Origin of the sequence: Kitasatospora sp. NPDC048715 (genome assembly GCF_043198905.1) — a bacterium.
GTDB lineage: Bacteria > Actinomycetota > Actinomycetes > Streptomycetales > Streptomycetaceae > Kitasatospora > Kitasatospora lactacystinica.
This window is the reverse complement of record NZ_JBICVH010000024.1, coordinates 1-24,254: the sequence shown is the minus strand read 5'-3', so window position 1 is coordinate 24,254 and position 24,254 is coordinate 1. Positions and strand designations below refer to the sequence as shown.

At 73.9% G+C, this 24,254-nt stretch carries 22 protein-coding genes; 12 read left to right on the top strand and 10 right to left on the bottom strand.

Features of this window, described 5'->3' with window-relative positions; all coding sequences use genetic code 11:
- Positions 1-34 precede the first annotated feature (34 nt).
- From ACGFSC_RS36725 to ACGFSC_RS36705, 5 genes are all read left to right on the top strand, one after another.
- Positions 35-538, top strand: coding sequence for a GNAT family N-acetyltransferase (locus tag ACGFSC_RS36725; RefSeq protein ID WP_359909644.1), 504 nt, complete (start codon positions 35-37; stop codon positions 536-538).
- 56 nt (positions 539-594) lie between these two features.
- The gene (locus tag ACGFSC_RS36720) at positions 595-1,344 is read left to right on the top strand and encodes an ABC transporter ATP-binding protein (protein WP_359909647.1); all 750 of its coding nucleotides are present in this window, start codon (positions 595-597) and stop codon (positions 1,342-1,344) included.
- The gene (locus ACGFSC_RS36715) at positions 1,341-3,281 is read left to right on the top strand and encodes an ABC transporter permease (RefSeq protein WP_359909650.1); all 1,941 of its coding nucleotides are present in this window, start codon (positions 1,341-1,343) and stop codon (positions 3,279-3,281) included. The genes ACGFSC_RS36720 and ACGFSC_RS36715 overlap by 4 nt, the downstream gene beginning before the upstream one ends.
- A gap of 342 nt (positions 3,282-3,623) precedes the next feature.
- A complete protein-coding gene (locus ACGFSC_RS36710) occupies positions 3,624-4,325 on the top strand; it encodes an exonuclease domain-containing protein (protein ID WP_359909653.1) in 702 nt (233 codons plus the stop codon).
- Positions 4,322-4,789: a GNAT family N-acetyltransferase gene (locus ACGFSC_RS36705; RefSeq protein ID WP_359909656.1), complete on the top strand. Its 468-nt coding sequence runs from the start codon at positions 4,322-4,324 to the stop codon at positions 4,787-4,789. Before ACGFSC_RS36710 ends, ACGFSC_RS36705 begins: the two co-directional genes overlap by 4 nt.
- A 152-nt stretch (positions 4,790-4,941) precedes the next feature.
- On the opposite strand, the gene ACGFSC_RS36700 is transcribed toward ACGFSC_RS36705, so the two are convergent.
- From ACGFSC_RS36700 to ACGFSC_RS36690, 3 genes are all read right to left on the bottom strand, one after another.
- On the bottom strand, positions 4,942-6,000 hold the full coding sequence (locus tag ACGFSC_RS36700; RefSeq protein WP_359909659.1) for a polysaccharide deacetylase family protein: 1,059 nt from the start codon (positions 5,998-6,000) through the stop codon (positions 4,942-4,944).
- A gap of 173 nt (positions 6,001-6,173) precedes the next feature.
- Positions 6,174-7,067 carry an aminoglycoside phosphotransferase family protein gene (locus ACGFSC_RS36695; protein WP_359909662.1) on the bottom strand — a complete coding sequence of 298 codons (894 nt, stop codon included), beginning with the start codon at positions 7,065-7,067 and terminating at the stop codon, positions 6,174-6,176.
- 195 nt (positions 7,068-7,262) lie between these two features.
- Positions 7,263-9,497: an MMPL family transporter gene (locus tag ACGFSC_RS36690; protein WP_359909686.1), complete on the bottom strand. Its 2,235-nt coding sequence runs from the start codon at positions 9,495-9,497 to the stop codon at positions 7,263-7,265.
- Between the two features lie 572 nt (positions 9,498-10,069).
- On the opposite strand from ACGFSC_RS36690, the gene ACGFSC_RS36685 reads away from it, so the two are divergent.
- The 4 genes from ACGFSC_RS36685 (at position 10,070) to ACGFSC_RS36670 (ending at position 15,654) form a co-directional block, all read left to right on the top strand.
- Positions 10,070-12,259, top strand: a complete 2,190-nt coding sequence (locus ACGFSC_RS36685; RefSeq protein WP_359909665.1) for an MMPL family transporter — start codon at positions 10,070-10,072, stop codon at positions 12,257-12,259.
- 314 nt (positions 12,260-12,573) lie between these two features.
- Positions 12,574-12,780 carry a cold-shock protein gene (locus tag ACGFSC_RS36680; protein WP_030060364.1) on the top strand — a complete coding sequence of 69 codons (207 nt, stop codon included), beginning with the start codon at positions 12,574-12,576 and terminating at the stop codon, positions 12,778-12,780.
- Positions 12,781-12,939: 159 nt separating this feature from the next.
- Entirely contained in the window at positions 12,940-14,610 is a 1,671-nt protein-coding gene (locus tag ACGFSC_RS36675) for a DEAD/DEAH box helicase (RefSeq protein ID WP_380355242.1), read from the top strand.
- Between the two features lie 330 nt (positions 14,611-14,940).
- Complete coding sequence (locus ACGFSC_RS36670) at positions 14,941-15,654, top strand: ricin-type beta-trefoil lectin domain protein (protein WP_359909667.1); 714 nt, start codon at positions 14,941-14,943, stop codon at positions 15,652-15,654.
- Between the two features lie 72 nt (positions 15,655-15,726).
- On the opposite strand, the gene ACGFSC_RS36665 is transcribed toward ACGFSC_RS36670, so the two are convergent.
- Positions 15,727-16,620 carry a helix-turn-helix transcriptional regulator gene (locus ACGFSC_RS36665; RefSeq protein ID WP_359909669.1) on the bottom strand — a complete coding sequence of 298 codons (894 nt, stop codon included), beginning with the start codon at positions 16,618-16,620 and terminating at the stop codon, positions 15,727-15,729.
- A 115-nt stretch (positions 16,621-16,735) separates the two neighbouring features.
- Between ACGFSC_RS36665 and ACGFSC_RS36660 the strand changes: the two genes are divergently transcribed.
- From ACGFSC_RS36660 to ACGFSC_RS36650, 3 genes are all read left to right on the top strand, one after another.
- A complete protein-coding gene (locus ACGFSC_RS36660) occupies positions 16,736-17,752 on the top strand; it encodes a hypothetical protein (RefSeq protein WP_359909672.1) in 1,017 nt (338 codons plus the stop codon).
- Between the two features lie 82 nt (positions 17,753-17,834).
- Complete coding sequence (locus tag ACGFSC_RS36655) at positions 17,835-18,056, top strand: type II toxin-antitoxin system VapB family antitoxin (RefSeq protein WP_359909675.1); 222 nt, start codon at positions 17,835-17,837, stop codon at positions 18,054-18,056.
- Positions 18,053-18,463, top strand: a complete 411-nt coding sequence (locus ACGFSC_RS36650; RefSeq protein ID WP_359909678.1) for a PIN domain-containing protein — start codon at positions 18,053-18,055, stop codon at positions 18,461-18,463. The genes ACGFSC_RS36655 and ACGFSC_RS36650 overlap by 4 nt, the downstream gene beginning before the upstream one ends.
- Positions 18,464-18,476: 13 nt before the next feature.
- On the opposite strand, the gene ACGFSC_RS36645 is transcribed toward ACGFSC_RS36650, so the two are convergent.
- From ACGFSC_RS36645 to cysD, 6 genes are all read right to left on the bottom strand, one after another.
- Complete coding sequence (locus ACGFSC_RS36645) at positions 18,477-19,211, bottom strand: sirohydrochlorin chelatase (protein WP_359909680.1); 735 nt, start codon at positions 19,209-19,211, stop codon at positions 18,477-18,479.
- 10 nt (positions 19,212-19,221) lie between these two features.
- Positions 19,222-20,139 (bottom strand): ABC transporter permease, encoded by a 918-nt coding sequence (locus tag ACGFSC_RS36640; protein WP_392864673.1) that lies wholly within the window; start codon positions 20,137-20,139, stop codon positions 19,222-19,224.
- Positions 20,126-20,938 carry an ABC transporter ATP-binding protein gene (locus tag ACGFSC_RS36635; RefSeq protein ID WP_380359407.1) on the bottom strand — a complete coding sequence of 271 codons (813 nt, stop codon included), beginning with the start codon at positions 20,936-20,938 and terminating at the stop codon, positions 20,126-20,128. The genes ACGFSC_RS36640 and ACGFSC_RS36635 overlap by 14 nt, the downstream gene beginning before the upstream one ends.
- 121 nt (positions 20,939-21,059) lie before the next feature.
- Positions 21,060-22,214 carry an aliphatic sulfonate ABC transporter substrate-binding protein gene (locus ACGFSC_RS36630; RefSeq protein WP_392864669.1) on the bottom strand — a complete coding sequence of 385 codons (1,155 nt, stop codon included), beginning with the start codon at positions 22,212-22,214 and terminating at the stop codon, positions 21,060-21,062.
- Between the two features lie 244 nt (positions 22,215-22,458).
- Positions 22,459-23,784: a sulfate adenylyltransferase subunit 1 gene (locus tag ACGFSC_RS36625; protein WP_392864666.1), complete on the bottom strand. Its 1,326-nt coding sequence runs from the start codon at positions 23,782-23,784 to the stop codon at positions 22,459-22,461.
- Between the two features lie 2 nt (positions 23,785-23,786).
- Positions 23,787-24,254 (bottom strand): sulfate adenylyltransferase subunit CysD (cysD, locus tag ACGFSC_RS36620; protein WP_392864663.1); only part of this gene is annotated, 468 nt, incomplete at its 5' end.

Genomic DNA, 24,254 nt, shown 5'->3' with positions numbered 1-24,254 from the left:
TCGGAGCGGCGGCGCGGCTGCCAGACTGCGGGCCGTGAACAACGCCCCCGACTGGAGCCTGCGCCCCGCCGCGCCCGAGGACCTCGAACCCGTCACGGACCTCAAGGCCCAGGTCATGCGCGCCGACCTGGAACGCCTCGGCCGCTGGGACCCGGCCCGTTCCCGGGAGCGGGTGAGGGCGTCCTTCTCGACCAGGTACACCTCCGTACTCCTGGTGGACCGGGCCTTCGCCGGCTGCGTCACCGTCCGCCCCGACGAGCGGGGCGGACGCCACCTGGAGCTGTTCTACCTGGCCCCGCACCTCCAGGGGCGGGGCCTGGGCACCGCCGTGCTGCGCCACCTCCTCGCCGAGGCCGACGCCGCCGGAGAACCGTTCCGCCTCATCGTCCTCCGCGGCAGCGCCGCCCAGCGGCTGTACGAACGCCACGGCTTCACCGTCGTCCACGAGGATCCGGTCGACGTCTTCCTGTACCGCCCCGTCGGCGGGGCCGAGGTCCGCGCCGAAGTCCGCGCCGGAGCACGGCGGCTGACGGCATAACGATTCCCCCAAACCGCCTGGTCGGGGCCGTGGCCCCCGTGGTAGGTGTGGCTGCTGTGAAGATCACGGGGGAGAACGGGGCCGTCCTGCGCCTCGACGACGTACACCGCACCTACGGAACCGGCCCGGAGGCCGTACGGGCGCTCAGGGGGGTGGACGTCGAGTTCGCCCGCGGCGGCTTCACCGCCGTCATGGGCCCCTCCGGCTCCGGCAAGAGCACCCTGCTGCAGTGCTGCGCCGGCCTCGACCGGCCCGACAGCGGCCGGGTCACCCTGGACGGGGCCGACCTCGGCGCGCTGGGCGAGACCGAGCTCACCGTGCTGCGCCGCCAGCGGATCGGCTTCGTCTTCCAGGCCTTCAACCTGGTCGGCTCGCTCACCGCCGAACAGAACGTCGGCCTGCCGCTGCGGCTGGCCGGCCGCCGCCCCGACCCCGCGCAGGTCCGCCGGGCACTCGCCCAGGTCGGCCTCGGCGAGCGCGCCGGACACCTGCCCTCCCAGCTATCCGGCGGCCAGCAGCAGCGCGTCGCGATCGCCCGCGCGCTGATCACCCGGCCGCGCATGCTGTTCGCCGACGAACCGACCGGCGCCCTCGACTCCGCCAGCAGCCGCGACGTCCTCGCCCTGCTGCGCGACCTCGTCGACCAGGAGGGCCAGAGCACCGTCATGGTCACCCACGACCCGGTCGCCGCCGCCTACGCCGACCGCGTGCTCTTCCTCGCCGACGGCCGGATCGTCGACGACCTGCCCCACCCCACCGCCCAGCACGTCGCCGAGCGGATGACCGCCCTGGAGACGGCGGCATGACCTCGATCACCACCCTGCTGCCGGTCGCCACCGCGAGCCTGCGGCGGCGCAAGTCCGCCTTCGCCGGCTCCTACGTCGCCCTCACCCTCGGCGTCCTGCTCGTCGCCACCACCGGCAGCCTGCTCCACGACACCGCCGGCGACGACTCCCCGCTCGGCGCGCCCTCCCTGCACAAGGTGCTCCAGTTCACCGCCGCGATGGCCGCCTTCGTCGCCGTCTTCGTCGTCGCCGGGACCTTCGCCTTCGCCGTCGCCCAGCGCCGCCAGGAGATCGCGATGCTGCGCGCCGTCGGCGCCACGCCCCGGCAGATCGTCTGGCTGATCACCGGCGAGGCCGCCGTCGTCGCCCTCGCCGCCGCCGTCAGCGGCTGCCTGCTCTCGCTGCCCGGCGCACCCGCGCTCGCCGCCTGGCTGGTCGCCCGCGGCGCCGCCCCCGACGGATTCACCGCGCACCCCGCCGCCGGGCCGATGCTGCTCGCCGCCGCCGTCGGCCTCCTCGTCGCCCTGCTCGGCGCCGTCACCGCCGCCCTGCGGGCCGGCCGGGTGCGCGCCGTCGAGGCGCTCGGCGACGCCGCCGCCGACCGCGCGGCCATGACCCCGCTGCGCTGGACCTGCGCGCTGCTCGGCCTCACCGCCCTGGCCGGCACCGTCGGCTACTACCTGGCCGCGCCCACCATGGCCCCCGCCCCCGGCGACCAGCCCGACGACCCGCAACTCGCCTCCCAGTGGGTGCTCGGCGCCGACCTGCTCGCCGTCACCGCGCTCGCCCTGTTCGCACCGGCCGTCGTACCGCCGCTGCTGCGACTGCTCAGCGCCCCGCTCGCCCGGGCCGTCGCCGCCGCCCCGCTGCTCGCCCGGCAGAACGCCCTCACCGCCGTGCGCCGCACCGTCTCCACCGCCACCCCGGCCTTCCTCGCCATCGCGCTCACCGGCACCGTGGTCGGCTCCACCGCCGCCTTCGCCGACGCCATGACCGCCCAGAACCGGGCCCTCGCCGCCGCCGCGTACGTGCTGCGCCCCGGCGGCGCCCCACTGCCCGCCGACGCCGCCCACCGGCTCACCGCCGCCCGCCCCGGACTGCACGCCACCGCCACCACCGCCACCGTGGTCACCGGCCTCGGCGCCGCCGCCCCCGCCTTCGACGACCACGGCGAGGACTCGCCCGCGAGCGCGCCCTCCGCCGCCACCGTCGTCGACGGCGACCTCGCCACCGCCTGGACACTGCCCGCCGTCGACGGCAGCGCCGCCGACCTGCGCGGCGCCACCCTCGCCGCCTCCACCGACCAGGTCCGCGGCCACGGCTGGAAACTCGGCGACCAGGTCAACCTGCGCCTCGCCGACGGCACCGTCACCAGCCTGCGGCTCGCCCTCGTCTACCGCACCCAGCTCGGCCTGGACGAGATCCTGCTCAGCGGCGACGCCGTCGCCGGCCACCTGGCCGGCGCCCGCCCCGCCGCCGTCCACCTCGACGCCGAACCGGCCGACCGGCTCGGCGGCACCCTCACCGACGCCCACGACCCCGGGCCCGACCCCGGCGCCCACTACGCCTGGATCGCCACCACCACGATCCTCGGGCCCGCCCTGCTCTACGCGCTGATCGCGATCGTCAACACCATGGTGATGAGCACCGCCGACCGCCGGCGCGACTTCGGCGTGCTGCGGCTGGCCGGGACGGTGCGCCGCCAGGTCACGTGGATGGTCGCGCTGGAGGCCGTCCTGGTCGTCGCCACCGCCGCCCTGCTCGCCCTCGCCGTCACCGCGCTCACCCAGTACGGCACCACCGCCCTGCTCAACCACCGCATCCTGGCCGGCCGGGCCACCGTCGCCCTGCGACTGCCCTGGGCACCGCTCGGCGCCGGCACGGCCCTGTGCCTGCTGCTCGCCGTCGCCTCCAGCGTCCTCCCCAGCCGGCTCGCCCTCGCCACCCCGCCCCGCTAGCCCACCCCGCTGGCTCACCCCGGCCGCCCCGGTCGCACCCCGCGACCGGGGCGGGCGGCATGACGGGCTCTCAGCACTCCCACGGGTTCGGCACGGCCGCGCCGGGCGGCTCGACGTCACCGCCGGACGCCCGTCCCGGCGCTCTTCGCGCCGGCCGCGAACGGTGCGGCATCGAGCCGAGGAGGGGGCACGGGCAGGACCGGGGCACCGCTCGGGGGCGGCCCCTTCGTCCGCGCCCGGGGCCCGGGCGGGCCCGTGACCGGGCTCCCCGCGGGCCGGGTTGTCGGTGGGCCGGGTGATGATAGGGGCTGTTTCGAGAGGCAGGACGGAAGGACACACCTGATGAGCTGGTGGCAGCAGCCACTGGTCGGCTTCGACCTGGAGACCACGGGCACCGACCCGGCCGTGGACCGCATCGTCACGGCCGCACTCGTGGACACCGTCGGGGCCGCCCGGGTGGGCGCCGCGCACTGGCTGCTCGACCCCGGGGTGCCGATACCCGCCGAGGCGGCGGCGATCCACGGGATCGGCGACGAGGTGGCGCGGAGCAAGGGCAGGCCCGCGAAGGAGGCGGTGGAGGAGATAGCCGCCGCGCTGTGCGAGCGGATCGCCGCCGGGCGGCCGGTGGTGGCGTTCAACGCGCCGTTCGACCTGTCGCTGCTCGACGCCGAGCTGCGCCGGCACGGGCTGGCGACGCTCGCCGAGCGCCTGGGCGGGCCGGTCGGGCCGGTGCTGGACGCGCTGGTGATCGACCGGGCCGTGGACAAGTACCGCAAGGGCTCGCGCACCCTGCAGCGGGTCTGCGAGCTGTACGGGGTGGAGCTGACGGACGCCCACGAGGCGGGCAGCGACGCGCTCGCCGCCGTCCGGGTCGCCGTCGCGCTGGCCGGGCGCTACCCGGCCGAGGTGGGGGCGCTGGAGCCCGCCGAACTGCACCGCCGGCAGATCGACTGGTACCGGCAGTGGGCCGAGGGCCTCCAGGCCTGGCTGCGCCGCGGCAAGGACCCGCAGGCGGTGGTCGATCCGCGCTGGCCCGCCCGGTGACGGCCGTGCGGCCCGCGCGCCCCGCGGACCTGCCCGGCTTCCTCGCCCTCGCCGCCGAGGTCGAGCACTGGTTCGGCCCGATGGTCGCCGAGCCGGGGTTCCACCGCGCGGTGCGCGGCAGCATCGACGGGGGCCTGGCGACCGTCGCCGAGGACGGCGAGGGGCTGCTCGGCGGCCTGCTGTTCGGCGCCGCTGACCCGGGGCCGTACCACCTGCACTGGCTGGTGGTGGCCGGGCGCGCCCGGGGCACCGGTGTCGGCCGGGAGCTGGTCGAGGACGTGCTGCGCCGTCATGTCCGGGGCCCGGCCACCGTCGAGGTGGTGACCTTCGGCCCGGACCACCCGGGCGCGGTGGCGAGCGGCGCCCGGGTCTTCTACGAGCGGCTGGGTTTCACCCCGGCCGAGGCCGCCGCCCCGGGCCCGGAGGGCGGCTCCCGGCAGGTCTACCGGCTGCGCGTGCCCTGACGCGCCCGGACGGCCGCGGTGCGGGAGCCGTCCGTGCGGGAACCGTCCGGGGTACGGGAGCCGGCCGCGGTGCGGGAACCGGGGACGCGGGGGAGAACCGGGGGAAACTCCGGAGCGCTCCGGCCGGAGCCGAGGCCCCGACGGCCCTGGCCCTACGCGGCCGGGAAGTCGAAGGTGTAGCCCTGGGCGACCAGCCAGGGCAGCAGCTGCTTGAGCGCGGCCACGGTCTGGCTGCGGTCGCCGCCGCCGTCGTGCATCAGGATCACGCCGCCGGGCCTGAGCTGCTTCTGCACGGCCGAGACGATGGCCGGCGTGCCCGGACGCGCCCAGTCGCGCGGGTCGACGGACCAGCCGAGGGAGGACATCCCGAGGCTCGCGGTGATGTGCTCGTTGTCGGCGTTGAAGCCGCCGCCCGGGGCGCGGAACCAGCCGACCCCGGTGCCGGGGCCGCCGGCCTGGACGATCATGTTCCGGGCGTCGGTGATCTCGGCCACGGCCTTGTCGTGCGGGAGCTTGGCGAACGGCTGCGGGTGGTGGACGCTGTGGTCGCAGAGCCGGTGCCCGGCGGCCAGGACGCGCTTGACCATGGCGGGGTTGGCGGCGGCGTTCTGGCCGATCTGGCAGAAGGTGGCCTTGACGTGGTACTGGGCCAGCAGGTCGAGGATCTGGCCGGTGGCCGGGCCGGGGCCGTCGTCGAAGGTGAGCGCCACGGTGCGGCCGCCGGAGGCGGTGGAGCCGATCACGGTGCCCGCGCCGGTGTGCGGGGGCGGCGCGGCGGTCGGGGACGGCGCGGCGGTCGGGGTGGCCGGTGGGGCCTGGGTGGCCGGAGCGGTGGGTGTGATGGGCGTGGTGGGAGCGGTCGGCACGGTGGAGACGGGGGAGCCCGTGGCCGCGGTCGGCCTCGGCTTCGCCGGCACCGCCGGTGCGGGGGCGGCCGGTTCGGTGGCGGCCGGGGAGCCCGCGCCCGGTGGCACGGCGTCCGCTCCGGGCGCCGGCGCGACGGTGGCCGCCGCCGTCCCGCCCGGTTCGGTGGCGGCCGGCGACTGCGTCCCGGACGGCGCCGCCGCGCTCGGCGGCCGGAGCGCCCCGCTGGCGGTCCCGCACGCGGCCAGCCCCAGGGCGGCGGCCACCGCGACGCAGCCCGCGAGCAGCCGGCGCCTGGATCGGGACGGTCGGGTCGGGGCGGAGGGGCGGCGGGCGGTCCGGTGCATGGCGGCGGCTCCTGAGGTGCGAGTGCGGTGCCGATCTCTCGGGTCAGGACGACTGTCCGACAGGACGCCGATCGTACGTTCCGCGGTTGCGGACCGGACCGACCCGCCGTAAGAGTCTTCTCACACTCGCCCCGCTGGCGGCCCCGCCGCTCCACGGGTAACGGGGAGGGCCGTCAGAAGGGGTACCAGCGCACCTCGGTGGCCCCGTCCCGCAGCGAGTCGACCCGGCGCCGGAACTCCTTCAGCGCGGCCGGGTTGCTGGCCGCCTGCTGCGCCACCCAGGAGGCGCTGGCGGTCTCCCGGGCGCCGCGCAGCACCGTGAAGCCGGGCCACTCGCGCACGTCCCAGCCGTACGCCCCGGTGAACGCGCGGTACTCCTCGACGGGCACGCCGTAGCGGTCCTGGCTGAGGGCGAGGACCACCAGGTCGTGCTCGCGCAGGTCGTTCGCCATGAACTCCAGGTCGAGCAGCACCGGCCCGTCCGGGCCGATGTGGAGGTTGCGCGGCAGCGCGTCGCCGTGGATCACCCCGGGGTGCAGCTGCGGGACGAGGTCGGGCAGGGCGGCCGCGAAGGCGTCCCGGCGGTGGCGCAGGAAGGCGACGTCCACCGGGTCGACGTGGCCCTCGGCGGAGGCCAGCCAGCGCTCGACCGGGGCCAGCAGGTCGCGCCGGCCGAGGGTGAAGGGCGGCAGCGGCAGCTGGTGCAGGGCGTGCAGCAGCGGGGCGAGGTCGACCGGGCGGGCGGGCCGGACGGCGGGCGCGAGCCGGTGCCAGAAGGTGACCGGGTGGCCGTCGGCCAGCTGCGGCTCGGGCGCCACCGCGTCGTACGGGCGGACCACCGGGACGTCCTGGCCGGCCAGCCAGTGGGCCAGGGCCAGTTCGCGGTGGGCGCGGTCGTACAGCTCGGGGCCGCGGCCGACCTTGGCGACCACGGCCGGGTCGCCGAGGTCGAAGACGGCGTTCTCGCCGAGCGCGAGCAGCGTGGCCCCGTCGGGGGCGGCCAGCCCGGCCGACTCGCAGGCCCGGGCGAGCAGCAGCCGGGCGCGGCCCTCGTCGAAGGGGATCATGACTGGGTTTCCGTTCCGCCGACGTTCATCCGGGGAACCCCGGACGGTGATCATCATGACGCAAGGACGCCGGGCCCCGCGCGCTGCGGAGCCCGGCGTCGGGCGGGTCGGAGGGGGCTCCGACGGGTCTCGGAGGGGTTCTCGGAGGGGTCGGGACGCCGGGGCTCCGAGGTTGCCGGGGGTGCCGGGGGAGGCTCAGACCTCGGCCCGGTGGCGCGCCCCCTGCGCCGGGGCGGCCGGCGGCCCGTGCGGGGCCGGGTCGGTGCCGGGCGGCGGGACGGACTCGCCGTGCGAGAGGTCCGGCAGCCAGTTCAGCCAGCGCGGCAGGTACCAGTTGCGCTCGCCGAGCAGGGTCATCACCGAGGGCAGCAGCACCGCGCGGATCACCGTGGCGTCGATCAGCACCGCGACCGCCAGGCCCACGCCCATCTGCTTCATCACCTGCATGGACAGCGAGCCGAAGACCGAGAACACCGCCACCATGATCACCGCGGCGCTGGTGACCACCCCGGCCGTGGAGCGGATGCCGTGGGCGATCGCGTCCCGGGTCGGCAGGCCGCGGTCGTGGCCCTCCTTGATCCGGGAGACCACGAAGACGTGGTAGTCCATCGAGAGTCCGAAGAGGATCACGAAGAGGAACAGCGGCACCCAGGACTCCACCGCGCCGACCCCGGCGGTGCCCAGCAGCGAGGCGCCCATGCCGTGCTGGAACACCAGCGTCAGCACCCCGTACGCGGCGCCCACCGAGAGCAGGTTGAGCACCACGGCGGTGAGGGCGACGACCGGGGAGCGGAACGAGGTGAGCATCAGCAGGAAGGCGAGGACCACCACGAAGCCGAGGACCAGCGGCATCGAGCCGGTCATCTTCCGGTTGAAGTCGTACGAGGCGGCGGTCTGGCCGGTGACCGGGGCCTCGGTGCCGGGCACCGCGAGCACGGTGGCGGGCACCAGGTCCTCGCGCAGGCTCCGCAGGGCTTCGTTGCTGGTGGCGTCGTTGCCGGTGCCGTTGAGCGGGATGTCGACGGTGGCCACGTTCTTGTCGGGGTGCACCGTGACCTCCACCGGGCCGTGCATCCGTCCGCCGGCCAGCGCCCTGGCCCTGAGCTCGGCGATCGCGGCGGTCATCGCGGGGGAGTCGATGTCGGCGGCCCTGATCACCACGGTGGCGGGGGCGGGGCTGCCCGGGAAGGCGGCCTCGATCTTCTGCGAGGCGGCGACCAGGGCGTTGCCCGCGGGCAGCTGCTGCTGGAAGGTCAGCTTGGCGGTGTGCATGGTGAGCAGCGGTGCGGCCACGGCCAGCAGGAAGGCGCCGGCGAGGACGGTGGCGGCCAGCGGGTGGCGCAGCACCGGGGTCAGCACCGCGTTCCAGAACCGTCCGCCGCTCCGGTCCCCGGCGGCCGGGCGGCGCGGCCTGGCGAGGAACGGCACCCGGCCCTTCTCGACCCGGTCGCCGAGCATCGACAGCAGTGCGGGCAGCACGGTGAGCGAGCCGAGCACGGCGGTGATCACGACCACGATGGTGGCGAAGGCCATCGCCTTGAAGGTGGCGATCCCGGTGAGGAACATGCCGGCCATGGCGACCACCACGGTGACGCCGGAGACCAGTACGGCCCGGCCGCTGGTGGCGGCGGCCACGGCCAGCGCGGTGGCGGCGTCGCGTCCGGCGGCCCGCTCCTCGCGCTCGCGGCGCAGGTAGAAGAGGCAGTAGTCGACGCCGACGGCGAGGCCGACCAGCAGCATCACCGAGGAGGCGTCGCCGCTGGTGTGCAGGAACCCGCTGCTGAGGGCGACCAGCCCGGCGGCGGCGACGAAGGCGGTGAGCGCGAGCACCACCGGCAGCACGGCGGCGACCAGCGCGCCGAAGGCGATCAGCAGGATGCCGAGGGCGAGCGGCACGGCCGTCCACTCGGCGCGGGCGAAGTCGTTCGTGAGCTGGTCCTGCATCCACTTGTCGGAGCTGGCGTCGCCGAGCTGGACCACGGTGAGGTCGGGGTGCTGCCGCTGCACGCCGGCCACCGCGTCCAGCACCGGCTGGACGTGGTCCGGCGCCTGCTCGCGGTCGCCCTTGAGCGTCAGCGTCACGAGCGCGGAGTGGCCGTCCGCGGAGACCGCCCGGGTGTCGTACGGCGAGCGGACCTCGGCGGCCTTTCCGGTGCCGTTCACCGCGGCGATCACCTGGCCGACGGCGGCGCGGAACTCCGGGTCGTCGGCGTTGCGGGTGGTGCTCTGGACCAGGACGGTCTCGCCCGCCGGGCTCTGCAGCCCGGCCTCGTCGAGGATCCGCGCGGCCCGGGAGACCTGTCCGGGGATCGACTCGGCCTCGGTCACCTTGGTGCTGCCGTGCGCGGTGCCGAGCGCGGCGGCCAGGACGACGAAGAGCAGCCAGCCGAACACGGCGGTCTTGCGGTGCCGGGCGCTCCAGGCGCCCATGGCGGCCGCCGGGCCGAGTCTGGACTTCACGGGCTTCACGGTGGGTCTTCCCCCCTGGGAGAGCGGCGGTGGTCGCCGGACGGGAGCGGCGGCGGCCCTGGGTCGGGGGAGCCGCCGGTCGCGGTGCGCCGGCTGCTGTCCGGCGTCCCGATCGACAGTAGGGAAGCGGGGGTTGACGGGTAATCCGGCTGGCGGGTGGCCCTCTCCTGGTGTTCTCCTCGGGTCCGGGGTGGGGTTTTCCCTACCCCCGGACCCCGAGATCTCCTCCTGGGGGGTAGGGGATGCGCCTCCACCCTGAGGGGGAGAAGACTCCACCCGGAGCACGAGGTCTACAGGGCTGCGGGCGGGGGAAACTGGGGCGGGGCCGCTTCGGGGCGGCCTACGGGGGTTGAAGCACACGGGGGCTCCTTGCCGGGCGGCAAGCAAGTGCTCGTAGGATGATGCCCCAGATCCACTTACCTGCCGACCGGCAAGGGAGTGCCCGCCGGGCATTCCCCGAGCCGGTCCTGCCGTCGCCCAGCGTCCCGTCCCCCAAGGGCTGCGGTGAACCATGCCCAGGAGGCATCACGAGCATGTTCCACCGACTTGGACAATTCGTCGTTCGCCGTGCGTGGTGGGTGATCGCCGCATGGATCGTCGCGATGGTCGCCATCGTCGCGACGGCGCCGAAGATCACCGCACAGACGGACGAGGCGTCGTTCCTCCCCAAGCACTACGAGTCGATCCAGGCCGCCGCGCTCCAGGAACAGGCGTTCCCGGCCAGCTTCACGCCGTCCGCGCTGGCACTCTTCGAGCGCAACGACGGCGGTGCGCTGAACGAGGGCGACAAGGCCGCGATGGCCAAGATCGTCCAGGGCCTCACGGACAAGAAGATCGAGGCGGTCGAGAAGATCATCCCGGTCGGCGAGCAGACCACGTCCAAGGACGGCAAGTACGCGCTCGCGCCGATAGCCATCGACAAGACCAAGCAGCAGGACCCCAAGGCGTTCGGCGACGTCGCCAAGCACCTCCGCGAGGAGGGCAAGGCGCTCAGCGCGGGCACCGACGTCAAGTTCCAGCTCGGTGGCGCCGCCGCCCAGTCGCTGGACCAGCAGGACGCCTCCGGCTCGGCCGACGCCCTCATCGGACTGGCGACGATCGTCCTGGTCGCGATCATCGTCGGGATCATCTTCCGCAGCATCCTGGCCGGCCTGCTGCCGCTCCTGGTCTCGCTCGTGGTCGCCATGCCGACCTCCAACGGCCTGATCAACTACGCCACCAAGGCCTTCGGCCTCGAAAGCACCCCGATACTCTCGGCGATCCTGATCGTCGTCGTGCTCGGCGTCGGCACCGACTACTTCCTCTTCCTGGCGTTCCGCTACCGCGAGCGGCTGCGGGCCGGTGACGACCGCAAGGACGCCGTGGCCAACGCGGTCGGGCGGGTCGGCGAGGCGATCGCCTCCGCCGCCGGCGCGGTCACCGTCGCCTTCGCCGTGCTGATCCTCTCCAGCCTGGGCATGTTCAAGGCCCTCGGCCCCGCCCTGGCCATCGCCGTCGTGGTCACCGCCTTCGCCTCGCTCACCCTGGCCCCGGCCCTGCTCGCGGTCATCCCGGCCCGTGCCGTGTTCTGGCCGGGCAAGAAGTGGATGCGGGAGCCGAACGACGCGCGCTTCGCCGCGCTCGGCCGGATGATGCAGAAGCGCCCGGCGGTGGTCGCGCTCGCCTCCGGCGGCGTGCTGCTGGCGCTGTCCGTCGGCGCCCTGGGCTACAACGGCACCTTCGACCTCGCGGGCAGCTCCATGCCCAAGGAGAAGGAGTCGATGGTCGTTCAGGACAAGATGATCCACGGCTTCTCCGCCGGTGCGGCCGACCCGACCCACGTCTTCCTCACCAGCACCAGCGGCGCCAAGCTCGACCCGGGCGCGTTCGACTCCTACGCCGCCAAGCTCGGCGAGGTCTCCGGAGTGGCCCAGGCCGCGCCGAAGCCCCAGCTCAGCGCGGACGGCGCGACGGCCGACTTCACCGTCATGCTGAAGGACAAGCCGGACAGCAACGAGGCGATCGCGACCCTCACCCGGCTCCGGGAGGCCGCGCACGGCCAGGTGCCGGCCGGGACCGAGGCGAAGGTCGGCGGCCTGACCGCCATCTACAAGGACATCAACCTCGCGATGACCCACGACTACAAGTTGGTCTTCCCGATCGCGGGTCTGCTGATCCTGCTCATCCTCGGCCTGCAGCTGCGCAGCGTCGTCGCCCCCTGGTACCTGATGGCCTCGGTCGGCCTGGGCTTCACCGCCACCCTCGGCGCCACCACGCTGCTCTTCCAGAACCTCGGCGGCGAGACCGGCCTGATGTTCATGCTGCCGATCCTCATCTACCTCTTCGTGGTGGCGATCGGCACCGACTACAACATCCTGATCATCGCCCGCCTCCGCGAGGAGGCCCGCGAGGGCCGCAACCCGCGTGAGGCCGCGCGCGAGGCGCTGCGCCACGGCGGCCCGACCGTCGCGGCGGCCGGCTTCATCCTGGCGGCGTCCTTCGCGACCTTCATGCTCGCGGGCAACATCTTCATGCTGGAGTTCGGCTTCGCGATGGCCTTCGGCATCATCCTGGCCGCCTTCGTGATGGCGATGTTCTTCACCCCGGCGCTCACCGCGCTGATCGGCAACAAGGCCTGGTGGCCCGGCCACGGCGCCGACCCCGGCCACGGTCACGGCCACGGCGAGGGCCCGGCCCCGCTGCCCGGCACGCACGGCATGCCGGAGCCGGCCGGCCGGCACTGACCCGACCGGTCGGCCCTGGTCCGACCGGGTCCGCGAGGACAGGCGGCGTCCCGCTTCGGCGGGGCGCCGCTGCCCCTTTGCCGGAGCCGCCAAACGTGATCTCCGAGGCGGAAAATCCCCGGTCACGCCCGGTTCCACCGTGCTACAGTCGATGCAGTTGCAGTTTTGGTTCCCATGAACGTGGTGTGCGCCTGCTGGTTCCAACCGACAGGCGCATTTGTTTTGTCCGGTGTTTCAGTCTCCGGATGGGGATCGCGGCTACTTGGGGATCCACGAGGTGTGGGTCCCTGATGCCCCAGTTAGAGGAGACGGTTATGGCTACCGGCACCGTGAAGTGGTTCAACAGCGAAAAGGGCTTCGGCTTCATCGAGCAGGATGGTGGCGGCGCCGACGTGTTCGCCCACTACTCGAACATCCAGGCTCAGGGCTTCCGTGAGCTGTTCGAGGGCCAGAAGGTCGAGTTCGACGTCACCCAGGGCCAGAAGGGCCCGCAGGCCGAGAACATCCAGATCATCGGCTGACGTCAGCTCCACGCTGACTCGCGATCATCGCGAAGCGGGGGCCCGCACCGCACGGTGCGGGCCCCCGCTCATGCCGCCGTACGGCCGGGGCGGCACACGCAAATCTCCGACGGCCGACCAGCCCGCAGCCCGGGCTGCCGACCGACCGACGGAGCTCCCGTGACCACCCCTGCCCGCCCGCCGCGCGACCGCGGCCCCCGCACCACCGACCAGGCCCGCCGCACCGCCGGCGGCGACCGCCCGCGCAAGCCGCGCAACCGCGCCGGCGCCCCCAAGCAGGGCCGCCCCGCCGCCGTGCCCGAGGCCACCGAGTTCACCGTGGTCCAGGGCACCCCGCCCCGGCCCCCGGCGGCCTCCTTCGCCGAGCTGGAACTGCCCAGGGCGATCCTCTCCGCGCTCACCCGCGAGGGCGTCACCGAGCCCTTCCCGATCCAGGCCGCCACGCTGCCCGACTCGATCGCCGGGCGCGACGTGCTCGGCCGCGGCCGCACCGGCTCCGGCAAGACCCTGGCCTTCGGCCTGCCGCTGCTCGCCCGCACCGCCGGGCGCCGTGCCGACGCCCGGCACCCGCTGGCACTCGTGCTGGTGCCCACCCGCGAGCTGGCGCAGCAGGTCACCGAGGCGCTCACCCCGTACGCCACCGCCGTCAACCTGCGGATCACCACCGTCGTCGGCGGCATGTCGATCAACCGGCAGGCCAACGCGGTGCGCCGCGGCACCGAGGTGCTGGTGGCCACCCCGGGCCGGCTGGACGACCTGATCGGGCGCGGTGACGTCAATCTCTCCGACGTCGCGATCACGGTCCTCGACGAGGCCGACCAGATGGCCGACATGGGCTTCCTGCCGCAGGTCAGCAAGCTGCTGGAGCAGGTCGCCGAGGGCGGGCAGCGGATGCTGTTCTCCGCCACCCTGGACCGCAACGTCGACCGGCTGGTCAAGCGCTTCCTCGCCGACCCGGTGACCCACTCGGTCGACCCCTCGGCCGGCGCGGTCAGCACCATGGACCACCACGTCCTCCAGCTGGAGCAGACCGACAAGGTCTCCGCCACCGCGCACATCGCCTCCCGCGACGGCCGCGTGATCATGTTCGTGCACACCAAGCACGGCGCCGACCGGCTGGCCAAGCAGCTGCTCGCCAACGGCGTGAAGGCCGCCGCCCTGCACGGCGGCAAGTCCCAGCCGCAGCGCAACCGGGTCCTGGACCAGTTCCGGGACGGCCACGTCACCGCGCTGATCGCCACCAACGTCGCCGCCCGCGGCATCCACATCGACGGCCTGGACCTGGTCGTCAACGTGGACCCGCCGGTCGACCACAAGGACTACCTGCACCGCGGCGGCCGCACCGCCCGGGCCGGCGAGTCCGGGACGGTCGTCACCCTGGTGCTGCCCGAGCAGCGCCGCGAGGTCAACCGGCTGATGACGGTCGCCGGCATCCGCCCGACCGTCACCAAGATCCGCCCGGGCGACGCCGACCTGGCCCGGATCACCGGCGCCCGCACGCCCAGCGGCGTCGCGGTGACGCTGGCCGTACCGGTCGTCGCGGCCCAGGCCGGTGCCTCGGCCAAGGACGGCGCCGACAAGCCCGCCGGGGCCAAGTCCGGCGCCCCGCGCCGCCGCTCCGGCAAGCGCTCCGCGCTGCCCGCCGACGTCGACATGAACGGCAACCCGCGCCGCCCCCGCCCCAAGCAGCGCATGGGCGCCGCCGCCCAGGGCGACCGCCCGCAGGCGGCCGGCTTCATCGGCCGCTCCTCGGGCCGCGCCAAGCCCGGCAGCGGCTCCAAGTCCGGCTCCAACTACGGCACCGGCCGCCAGCGCCGCAAGACGGACTGACGCCCTTCCGCTCCGACGACGGCCCGGTTCCCCGGCAGGGGGAGCCGGGCCGTGCGCTGTCCGGTCGGCCCGGCGATCCGCCCGGGAACGTCCCCGCTTCCGCGGCCCGGCCCCTCGACGGCCCGGCCGTGCGGACCCGGCGAAACTGCCGCCCGGGACAACGTCCCTGCACAGCCCCATCGCACCCGGCAGCTGCCGGTGACCTGCCGGTTGACGGCCGACCGCGCACCCCCGAGTCTTTCACGCGGCCCACACATCCGACGCACCGTCACCGACGGGGCGTGGACGGTGAGTCGACGTGATTCCCCGATTCGGAAGGACGACCCTCCCATGCGCCGAACCTCCGCCCTGCTGACCACCGCCCTGCTCGCCGGGGCCGCCGCCGTGGTGGCACCGGCCACCGCCGCCCAGGCCGCCCCCGCCTGCGCCGCCTACACCTCCGCCTGGAACGCCATCGGCAGCTGTAGCGGCCTCGACCCGATGCAGACCTGGACCGTGACCGCCAACTGCCTCTACTGGAACTCCACCCACACCGTGCAGTTCTCCCGCCCCGCCATCGGCGGCCTGGGGATGGGCGACGGCACCGTGTCCGCCTCCTGCATGATCGGCGACTCCGTGATGTTCCCGCGCGTCGTCCTCGGCGCCGCGCCGCCGGCCGGCCCGACCGGCCAGATCACCGGCTACGTCAACAAGTGCGTCGACGTGCGGGGCGCCAACCTCGGCAACGGCACCGCCGTCCAGATCTACGACTGCAACGGCTCGGTCGCGCAGAAGTGGCGGATCGGCGTCGACGGCACGATCCGCGCGCTCGGCAAGTGCCTGGACGTGTCGGGCGGCAACACCGGCAACGGCACCAAGGTGCAGATCTGGGACTGCAACGGCAGTGGCGCCCAGCAGTGGCAGGCCCGGGCCGACGGCTCGCTGCTCAACCCGCAGTCCGGCCGCTGCCTGGACGACCTCGGCTTCGCCACCGAGAACGGCAACCAGCTCGGCATCTGGGACTGCAACGGCGCCGCCAACCAGAAGTGGAACCTCCCGGTCTGACGGCCGTCCCCGGTCCGCCGCTCCCGGTCCGCCGCTCCCGCGCCGTGCGGGGGCGGCGGACCGCTGTCCGCGCTACACCGGGGCCGGGGTCACCGCCGTTGCCGTTGCCGTTTCCGGGGCCGGTGCCAGGGTGCGCAGCCGCTCCTCGGTGCCGGCGTCGCGCGGCGACATCACGATCAGCTGCAGGCCCTCGGCGGCCAGCAGCACGTGCTGGTCGATCCGCAGCACGCCCACCCGCTCGTGCCGGATCACCTTCTCGGTGCCGGAGCGCTCCGCGACCTGGTGCTCGTCCAGCCAGCGGTCCGCCTCCGGGTACTCGCCGCGGACCTGCCGGATCATCCGGGCCAGCCGGCGCCCCACGGCCGTCGCCTCGCCGCCGCGTTCGGCATAGGCGGAGCGCAGCTGGGCCAGGAAGCGCCGGGCGTGCTCCTCCCAGTGCTCCACCCGGGCCCGGTGCACCGGGTTGCCGAACACCACCCAGGCCAGGTTGCACTCCTGCGGCGGGCGGCCGGTCAGGCCGAACAGCGCGTCCGCGCCCGGGTTCCAGGCCCGGATGTCCCAGTTGGCGTCCATCACGAAGGACGGCGCCGGCCACTGCGCGCGCATCAGCCGCAGCAGCGGGGCCGGCACGTCCCCGGGCGCGGCCACCTCGCCGTCCAGCGGATGCCCGCCGGCCAGCCGGAACAGGTACGCCGTCTCCGCCCGGTCCAGCCGCAGCGTACGGGCGAGGCTCGCCAGCACCTCCGGCGACGGGTGGATGTCCCGCCCCTGCTCCAGCCACGTGTACCAGGTCACCCCCACCCCGGCGAGTAGCGCCAGCTCCTCGCGGCGCAGCCCCGGGGTGCGCCGCCGCACCCCGGGCGCCAGCCCGACCTCCTGCGGCGTCAGCCGCGCGCGGCGACTGCGCAGAAAGCTCGACAGCGCCGAGCGGCGCTCCCCGGTGTCGTCCACGTCCCTCACGTCCACCCCGTCCCCCGTCCTTCCCGGTAGTCCGACTACCAGTATTCCCACGCACTGCTGCGGGCCGGCCGATCGGGCGAGGCTTGACCGCGTCAACGACCGCACACGCGAGGGAACGCCGATGAGTCACCGTCAGAACCGTACTGCCCGCCGGGCCCTGGCCGCCGTCGTCGCCGCGGCCGCCCTCCTCGGCACGGCCGGGGCGCTGCCCGCCGCGGCCGCCGCCTGCCCGGCACCCGCCGTGATCCAGGGCCGCGCGCCCGGCCTCGTCCCCGAGTCGGGCGACTGGGACGCCGCCCACCACCGCTTCCTGCTCGGCTCGCTGCGGCACGGCACCGTCTCCGCCGTCGGCACCGACGCCGGCGTGCGCACCCTGGTGGACGACCCCGGCACCCTGATCGAGATCGCCGGCCTGCGGATCGACCCGGTCCACCGCCGCGTCCTGGTCACCAACCTCGACAACGGCATCGGCGAGCGCAGCACCCCCGCCACCCTGGGCAAGGTAGCCGGGATCGGCGCCTACGACCTGGACACCGGCCGGCGCCTCTTCTACACCGACCTCGCGGCGGTCGCCGCCGACGGCGCCGACCACCTGGCCAACGACATCGCGATCGGCCCCGACGGCACCGCGTACGTCACCGACTCCTTCGCCCCCGTCGTCTACCGGGTCGCCCCGGACGGCAGCGCCGCCGTTCTGCTGCGCGACCCGCGACTGGCCCCCGCCCCCGGCGCGTACGGCCTCAACGGCATCGTCCACCGGGACGGCCGGCTGATCCTCGGCAAGTGGGACGACGGCACCCTGTGGCAGGTCCCGCTGGGGAACCCGGCCGCGCTGCGGCGCGTCGAGGTGGCCGGCGGGCAGGCGCTGCTCCACCTGGACGGCCTGCTCGGCCGCCCGGACGGCTCGATCGCGGGCGTCACCAACGCCTTCTTCGGCGCGGGACGGGACGCCGAGGTCGAGTTGCGCTCCGAGGACCACTGGCGCACCGCCCGCCTCACCGCCGTCCGCCCCTCGGCCGACCCCACCCCCACCGCGGTGGTCGGCGGCCCGGCCGGCAGCCTCTACCAGCTCGCCGGCGGCCTCGCCGAGGCCAACGCCGGGCACCCGACGGACACCTTCACCCTGCGCCGGGTGTGACCCGGTCGCGTCCTCATGCGGATCGATGTTGGCGAGGTACAATGCTATGTACATCACCAACATCGATCGCCGGAGGTGCCGGATGTCCGTGACGCAGATCGACATCGATGAAGAGGCCCTGGAACGGGCGATGGCCGTCGCCGGAGTCCGGACCAAGAAGGACGCCGTCAATCTCGCGCTCCGCTTCTACGCCGAACAGCAGGAGCGCGCGGCACGTCTCACCAGGCATTTCGAGCGGGCCCAGCACTGGGAGGCCGTCGAGCGCGCCGAGCGGCTTCACCGGGCGGAGAAGGACGCTCGGTGATCTACCTCCTCGACACGTCCACGCTGGTCCGGCTGCTGCGTGAACCCAAGCTCCAAGCCGTCTGGTTCGACGCGATCAGCGCGGGGTCGATCGCGTCGTGCTACCCGCAGCGCGCCGAATTCCTCTACACGGCGCGCGACGGCCGGGAGTACGACGAGATTGCCGAGATGTTCGCGGAGTTCTACCCGGACGTGTCGGTGCCCAAGAGCGCGGGACGCTGGATCGACACGGTGCAACGCCGGATGGCGCTCGCCGGGCAGCACCGCAGCGCATCCGCCGTGGACCTGGTGATCGCCGCGACGGCCGCGCACCACGGACTCACGGTCCTCCACGACGACGGGGACTACCGCAACGTGGCACGTCACGCCCCCGACCTCAGCGAGCACAGCGTGATGGAGCACGCCTGAGAGGTCTTCGCACTCAGGCAGTGAGGGCCGGGGCCGCTTCGGCGGCCCGCAGGGCCTCGTCGTGGCGCTGCAGGAGGAGGGCCGCCACCTCGGGGGACGGGCCGAGGACCGGGGCCAGCACATCCGCCCCGGCCTCCTCGGCGGCGGCCGCGATGCGGTCGGGGAGCAGGCCCGGAGCCAGCAGGTAGGGGGCGACGGCGGTGTGCTCGGAGCCCGCGGCGCGCAGCGCGGCGAGGGCGTCGGGAACACGCGGGCCCTCGGCGGAGGCGTACGCGACCTCGACGGCGGCCCAGCCCCGGGTACGGCGCCACTCGGCGGCGACCGCGCGGGTCGCGGCGTCGGCGGCCGGGTCCGAGGAGCCGGCCGCCGCCAGCACGACGCCGGTACGGGCCCGGACGGCGGGCGAGCCGAGCGCCGGAGCGGCCTCGGCGAGGCGGCGGTCCAGGGCGGCGAGCAGCAGGGGCGAGGGGCCGAGCACGTCCGCGACCGGCAGCCGGGAGCCGGCGGCGCGCAGCGCGGCCGGGATGTCGTGCTTGGCGTGGAACGCCCGGTTGAGCAGCAGCGGTACCGCCACCGCGTCCGCCAGCCGCCCGACCACCTGCGGGATCCGCGGCGCGCAGTGGTCCAGATAGGCGGTGGCGACCTCGATGCCGGGCCGCTGCGCCCGCACCTCCTCCACGAGCGCGGCCACCGTCGCGGCGTGGCGCGGGTCGCGGCTGCCGTGGGCGATCAGGAGGAGGGCGGGCATCAGCGGTGCCTCACTTGCTCGTGGTGAGGAGGCCGCGGTTGCGCAGGACGCGGCGTTCGACGGGGGTGAAGACGAGGAGTTCGATGGCGATGCCGACGAAGAGGATGAGGATGATGCCGAGGAGGACGCCGGACATGTCGGAGAACTCGCGCTGGTCCTCCAGGTAGCGGCCGAGGCCGCGGCCGAGGTCGGGGGAGGAGGCGACGAGTTCGGCGGCCATCAGGGAGCGCCAGGAGAAGGCCCAGCCCTGTTTGAGGCCGGCGAGGTAGCCGGGCAGGGCGGCGGGGACCAGGACGTGGCGGGCGCCGTTGAGGCCGGTGGCGCCGAGGGTGCGTCCGGCGCGCAGGAACAGCGGGGGCACCTGGTCGATGCCGGCGACGAGGCCGTTGGCGATGGAGGGGACGGCGCCGAGCAGGATGACGGCGTACATCATGGAGTCGTTGATGCCGAGCCAGATGACGGCGGCGGGCACCCAGGCGACGGAGGGCAGGGACTGCAGGCCCTGCAGGACCGGGCCGATGGCGGTGCGCACGGGTCTGACACGGGCGACGACCAGGCCGATGGGGGTGCCGATGAGCACGGCGAGGAGGAACCCCGACAGGCCGCGCCACACGCTGGTCCAGATGATGGAGAACAGCGTGCCCTGGTACCAGAGGTCCTGGCCGGAACGCCACACGTCCGCCGGGCTGGGCAGCTTGTAGGCGGACGTCAGCTCCAGGCTGTACGCCCCCTGCCACAGCGCCAGCACCACCAGCACACCGACCAACGGCGGCAACGCCTTGCTCCGCAACACCTCACCGAGGGAGCCGCGCTGCGCGGTGACGGTGTCCAGGGCGTCCAGGCCCGCGCCGACGCCGGCGGTGTCGCTCGCGCCCTGCGGAATCTTGTCGTTCTTCTCCAGGACAGGGGTGGTGTCAGTGCTGGCCATGGCGACGGATCTCCCCACGCAGTTCTTCGGTGATCTCGATGGACAGGTCGGCGACGCCGGCGGATTCGATGCGGCGTGGCTGGGGCAGGTCGATCCGCCATTCGCGGGCGACCCGGCCGGGGCGGGAGGAGAGGAGGACGACGCGTTGGGCGAGGCGTACGGCCTCGCGGACGTTGTGGGTGACGAAGAGGACGGTCAGCTGTCGTTCGGCCCAGATGCGGGTGATCTCGTCGTGGAGGACGTCGCGGGTGATGGCGTCGAGGGCGGCGAAGGGTTCGTCCATGAGGAGGACCTGGCTGCCCTGGGCGAGGGCGCGGGCCATGGCGACGCGCTGGCGCATGCCGCCGGAGAGTTCGTGGACGCGTTTGCCGTGGGCGCCGTCGAGGCGGACGAGTTCGAGGAGGCGTTCGGCTTCGGTGCGGCGTTCGGGGCGGGGGACGCCGGCGAGTTTGAGGGCGAGTTCGATGTTCTTGCCGGCGGTGAGCCAGGGGAAGAGGGCGTGTTCCTGGAACATCAGTGCGGGGCGGCCGCCGGGTACCTGGATGTCGCCGGCGGTGGGTGCGTCGAGACCGGCGACGAGGTTGAGCAGGGTGGACTTGCCGCAGCCCGAGGCGCCGAGCAGGGTGACGAACTCGCCGGGCGCGACGTCGAGGGTGATGTCGTCCAGGACGTGGGTCCGGGCGCCGGGGCGGCCGAAGGACTTGTGCACGTGCGAGATGCGGACGGCGGGCGTGCCGTCGGCCGCGGCGAGGGCGGCCGCGTCGGTGGGGTCGGCCGAGGTGGTCAGTGCCGGGGTCATCCGGGCACCTCCTGCGTCAGTGGTCGGGCTGGCGGGAGAGTCGGAGCCGGGGTCCGGGCCCCGCCCGCGGCGGTGGGCATCGATCGGGGATCGACCGGGCGGGCGGGGCCGGACCTCGGAGTTACTTGGAGCCGAGTCCGGCGTCCGCCACGGCGGGCTGGCCCTTGGCCGCGAGGACCTTGTTCAGCAGGGTGAGGTCGTAGATGCCGTTCAGGTTGGGCTTCTTGAGGAGCCCGGCGGTGACGGCGTGGTCGGCCTCGGACTGCAGGGTGCTCGCCAGCGGGTCGTCCAGGAAGTCGATGTCGGCCCAGGCCGGGTCGAGGATCGCCGGCTCCAACGCGTTGCCGGCCTCCTTCTTGATGGCCTCGTTGGCGTCGGCCTTGGCCTTGTCCGGGTTGGCCTTGATGAAGGCATTGGTGTTCACCGAGCCGCGCAGCACGGCCTCCACCACGTCCGGGTGCTCCTTGAGGAACTTCTGCGAGACGATGATGTTGGTGATCACGAACTTCTTGTCCGGCCAGACGTCCTTCTCGTTGAGGAGGACCTTCGCGCCGAGGGTGACGAGCTTGGAGGCGGTGGGCTCGGGGACCCAGGCGCCGTCTATGGAGCCCTGCTTGTAGGCGTCGGGGGTGACCTTGTTGTCGGTGCGCACGACGGAGACGTCGCCCGCGCCGGAGGCCGCGTCGACCTTGAGGCCCTTGCCGGCCAGGTAGTTGAGCAGTGCCACGTCCTGGGTGTTGCCCAGCTGCGGGGTGGCGATCTTCTTGCCCTTGAGGTCGTCCAGCGAGGAGACCTTGTCGGGGTTGACGACCAGCTTGACGCCGCCGGAGGCGGAGCCGCCGATGATCTTCAGGGACTGGCCGTCGGACTTGGTGTAGCCGTTGATCGCGGGGGAGGGGCCGATCCAGCCGATGTCGATGGATCCGGCGTTGAGCGCCTCGATCTCGGCCGGGCCGGCGTTGAAGACCTGGGTCTTGATCTGGGTGGCGCCCAGCTCCTTCTGGAACAGCCCCTCCTGGAGGCCGACCAGCGGGGTGCCGTGGGTGAGGTTGGAGAAGTAGCCGATCTTCACCGTGTCCGCGGACAGCTTCGCGCCGGTGGCCGAACCGGCCGCGGTGGCGGCGGTGTTGGCCTTGTCGTCGGCCTTGGAGCCGTAGCTGCAGGCGGACAGCAGGGCGGCGGCGGTCAGACCGGCGGCGGCGGCCGCGGCGGTGCGTCTGATCCGGCCGGCGTTCGGGCGAAGGGGGGTATGCGAAGGCGTCGGGTTCGGTGCCATGGTGGAGTCCTGTTCACGGACGGACCGTCAGGAAGCGGTCCGGGACGGACGATCGGAAGGTGGCGCTGCGGCAGCGGGGTGCCGGGGCAAGCCGGGCGGCTGTGGGGGATGGACAGCCCGGTGACAGGGCGTTCTCAGCCCTGTCGGCCCGCACATCGCGTCAGGCCGCCCTGGCCGCTGCCGAGGACGCCGCTGCCGATGCGGCCGCCTTCCTTGTCCATGCCCGAGAACGCCTCGCTGGGCATCAGACCCAGTCCTCCTCTGTGGTGTCCGTGGCGCGTACCGTGTCGAACGCCTCGCCCGCCATGCCGGCGGTGAGGGTGGTGCCGTCGGCCGGGTCGATCAGGAGGAAGGATCCGGTGCGGCGGTTGTCGGTGTAGGCGTCGAGGGCCAGCGGTTCGGCGGTGCGCAGGACCACGTGGCCGATGTCGTTGACCTCCAGCCCGTCGGGGGCGGGGCGTTGTTCGAGGCCCCCTTCGCTGATCGGCGCAGTGATGTCGATGCGGTAGGTGATCTCCTTGACCAGGGCCCGGACGGTGCGGGTGGTGTGCTTGAGGAGGACCTTGTCGCCGGCGCGCAGGGGCCGTTCGTTGAGGTGGCTGACGGTGGCTTCGATGTCCTTGGTGGGTGCGGGGGCCGGACCGGCGGCGATGAGGTCGCCGCGGGAGATGTCGAGGTCGTCGGCGAGGCGCACGGTGACGGACTGGGGGGCCCAGGCGATGTCCGTCGGGCGGCCGAGGGCGTCGATGCCGGTGACGGTGGTGGTGTGGCCGGAGGGCTGGACGGTGACCTCGTCGCCGACGCGCAGGACGCCGGAGGCGAGTTGGCCGGCGTAGCCGCGGTAGTCGGGGTGTTCCTCGGTCTGGGGGCGGATGACGTACTGGACGGGGAAGCGGGCGGGTTCGGCGCTCGGGTCGCTGCCGACGGGGACCGTTTCCAGGTGTTCCAGCAGGGTCGGGCCGCCGTACCAGTCCATGTGCGAGGACGGTTCGACGACGTTGTCGCCGGCGAGGGCGGAGATCGGGACGGCGAGGACGTCGGTGACGCCGAGGGAGGCGGCGTAGGCGGTGAACTCGGCGGCGATCCGTGCGAAGACGGGCTCGGCGTAGTCGACGAGGTCCATCTTGTTGACGGCCAGGACGACGTGGGGGACGCGCAGGAGGGCGGCGACGGCGGCGTGGCGGCGGGTCTGTTCGACGACGCCGTTGCGGGCGTCGACGAGGACGACGGCGAGTTCGGCGGTGGAGGCGCCGGTGACCATGTTGCGGGTGTACTGCACGTGGCCGGGGGTGTCGGCGAGGATGAACCGGCGTCGGGGGGTGGCGAAGTAGCGGTAGGCGACGTCGATGGTGATGCCCTGTTCGCGTTCGGCGCGCAGGCCGTCGGTGAGCAGGGCCAGGTCGGGTGCTTCCTTGCCGCGGCTGCGGGAGGCGTGCTCGACGGCCTCCAGCTGGTCGGCGAGGACGGACTTGGAGTCGTGCAGGAGGCGCCCGACGAGGGTGGACTTGCCGTCGTCGACGGAACCGGCGGTGGCGAAACGCAGCAGCGAAGTGGCGGTCGCAGTGCTCATGTCTAGAAGTACCCTTCGCGCTTGCGGTCTTCCATCGCTGCCTCGGACAGCTTGTCGTCGGCGCGGGTGGCGCCGCGCTCGGTGAGGCGGGAGGCGGCGATCTCGGTGATGACGGCCTCGATGGTGGTGGCGTCGGAGTCGACGGCGCCGGTGCAGGACATGTCGCCGACGGTGCGGTAGCGGACCAGGCGCCGCTGCACGGGTTCGTTCTCCCGGGGGCCGCCCCATTCGCCGGCGGTCAGCCACATGCCGGAGCGGGCGAAGACGTCCCGCTCGTGGGCGTAGTAGATCTCGGGGAGTTCGATGCCCTCGCGTTCGATGTACTGCCAGACGTCGAGTTCGGTCCAGTTGGACAGCGGGAAGACGCGCACGTGTTCGCCCACGGCGTGGCGGCCGTTGTAGAGGGACCAGAGTTCGGGGCGCTGGCGGCGCGGGTCCCAGGCGCCGAACTCGTCGCGCAGGGAGAAGAC

Bases quoted from the DNA above. Each gene is read 5' to 3' on its own strand.
- ACGFSC_RS36655 (WP_359909675.1), top strand. From the start codon at position 17,835: ATGTCCGTGACGCAGATCGACATCGATGAAGAGGCCCTGGAACGGGCG.
- ACGFSC_RS36715 (WP_359909650.1), top strand. From the start codon at position 1,341: ATGACCTCGATCACCACCCTGCTGCCGGTCGCCACCGCGAGCCTGCGG.
- ACGFSC_RS36700 (WP_359909659.1), bottom strand. From the start codon at position 6,000: ATGCACCGGACCGCCCGCCGCCCCTCCGCCCCGACCCGACCGTCCCGA.
- ACGFSC_RS36685 (WP_359909665.1), top strand. From the start codon at position 10,070: ATGTTCCACCGACTTGGACAATTCGTCGTTCGCCGTGCGTGGTGGGTG.
- ACGFSC_RS36670 (WP_359909667.1), top strand. From the start codon at position 14,941: ATGCGCCGAACCTCCGCCCTGCTGACCACCGCCCTGCTCGCCGGGGCC.
- ACGFSC_RS36660 (WP_359909672.1), top strand. From the start codon at position 16,736: ATGAGTCACCGTCAGAACCGTACTGCCCGCCGGGCCCTGGCCGCCGTC.
- ACGFSC_RS36680 (WP_030060364.1), top strand. From the start codon at position 12,574: ATGGCTACCGGCACCGTGAAGTGGTTCAACAGCGAAAAGGGCTTCGGC.
- ACGFSC_RS36625 (WP_392864666.1), bottom strand. From the start codon at position 23,784: ATGAGCACTGCGACCGCCACTTCGCTGCTGCGTTTCGCCACCGCCGGT.
- ACGFSC_RS36640 (WP_392864673.1), bottom strand. From the start codon at position 20,139: ATGGCCAGCACTGACACCACCCCTGTCCTGGAGAAGAACGACAAGATT.
- ACGFSC_RS36695 (WP_359909662.1), bottom strand. From the start codon at position 7,067: ATGATCCCCTTCGACGAGGGCCGCGCCCGGCTGCTGCTCGCCCGGGCC.
- ACGFSC_RS36645 (WP_359909680.1), bottom strand. From the start codon at position 19,211: ATGCCCGCCCTCCTCCTGATCGCCCACGGCAGCCGCGACCCGCGCCAC.
- ACGFSC_RS36635 (WP_380359407.1), bottom strand. From the start codon at position 20,938: ATGACCCCGGCACTGACCACCTCGGCCGACCCCACCGACGCGGCCGCC.
- ACGFSC_RS36630 (WP_392864669.1), bottom strand. From the start codon at position 22,214: ATGGCACCGAACCCGACGCCTTCGCATACCCCCCTTCGCCCGAACGCC.
- ACGFSC_RS36710 (WP_359909653.1), top strand. From the start codon at position 3,624: ATGAGCTGGTGGCAGCAGCCACTGGTCGGCTTCGACCTGGAGACCACG.
- ACGFSC_RS36690 (WP_359909686.1), bottom strand. From the start codon at position 9,497: ATGGGCGCCTGGAGCGCCCGGCACCGCAAGACCGCCGTGTTCGGCTGG.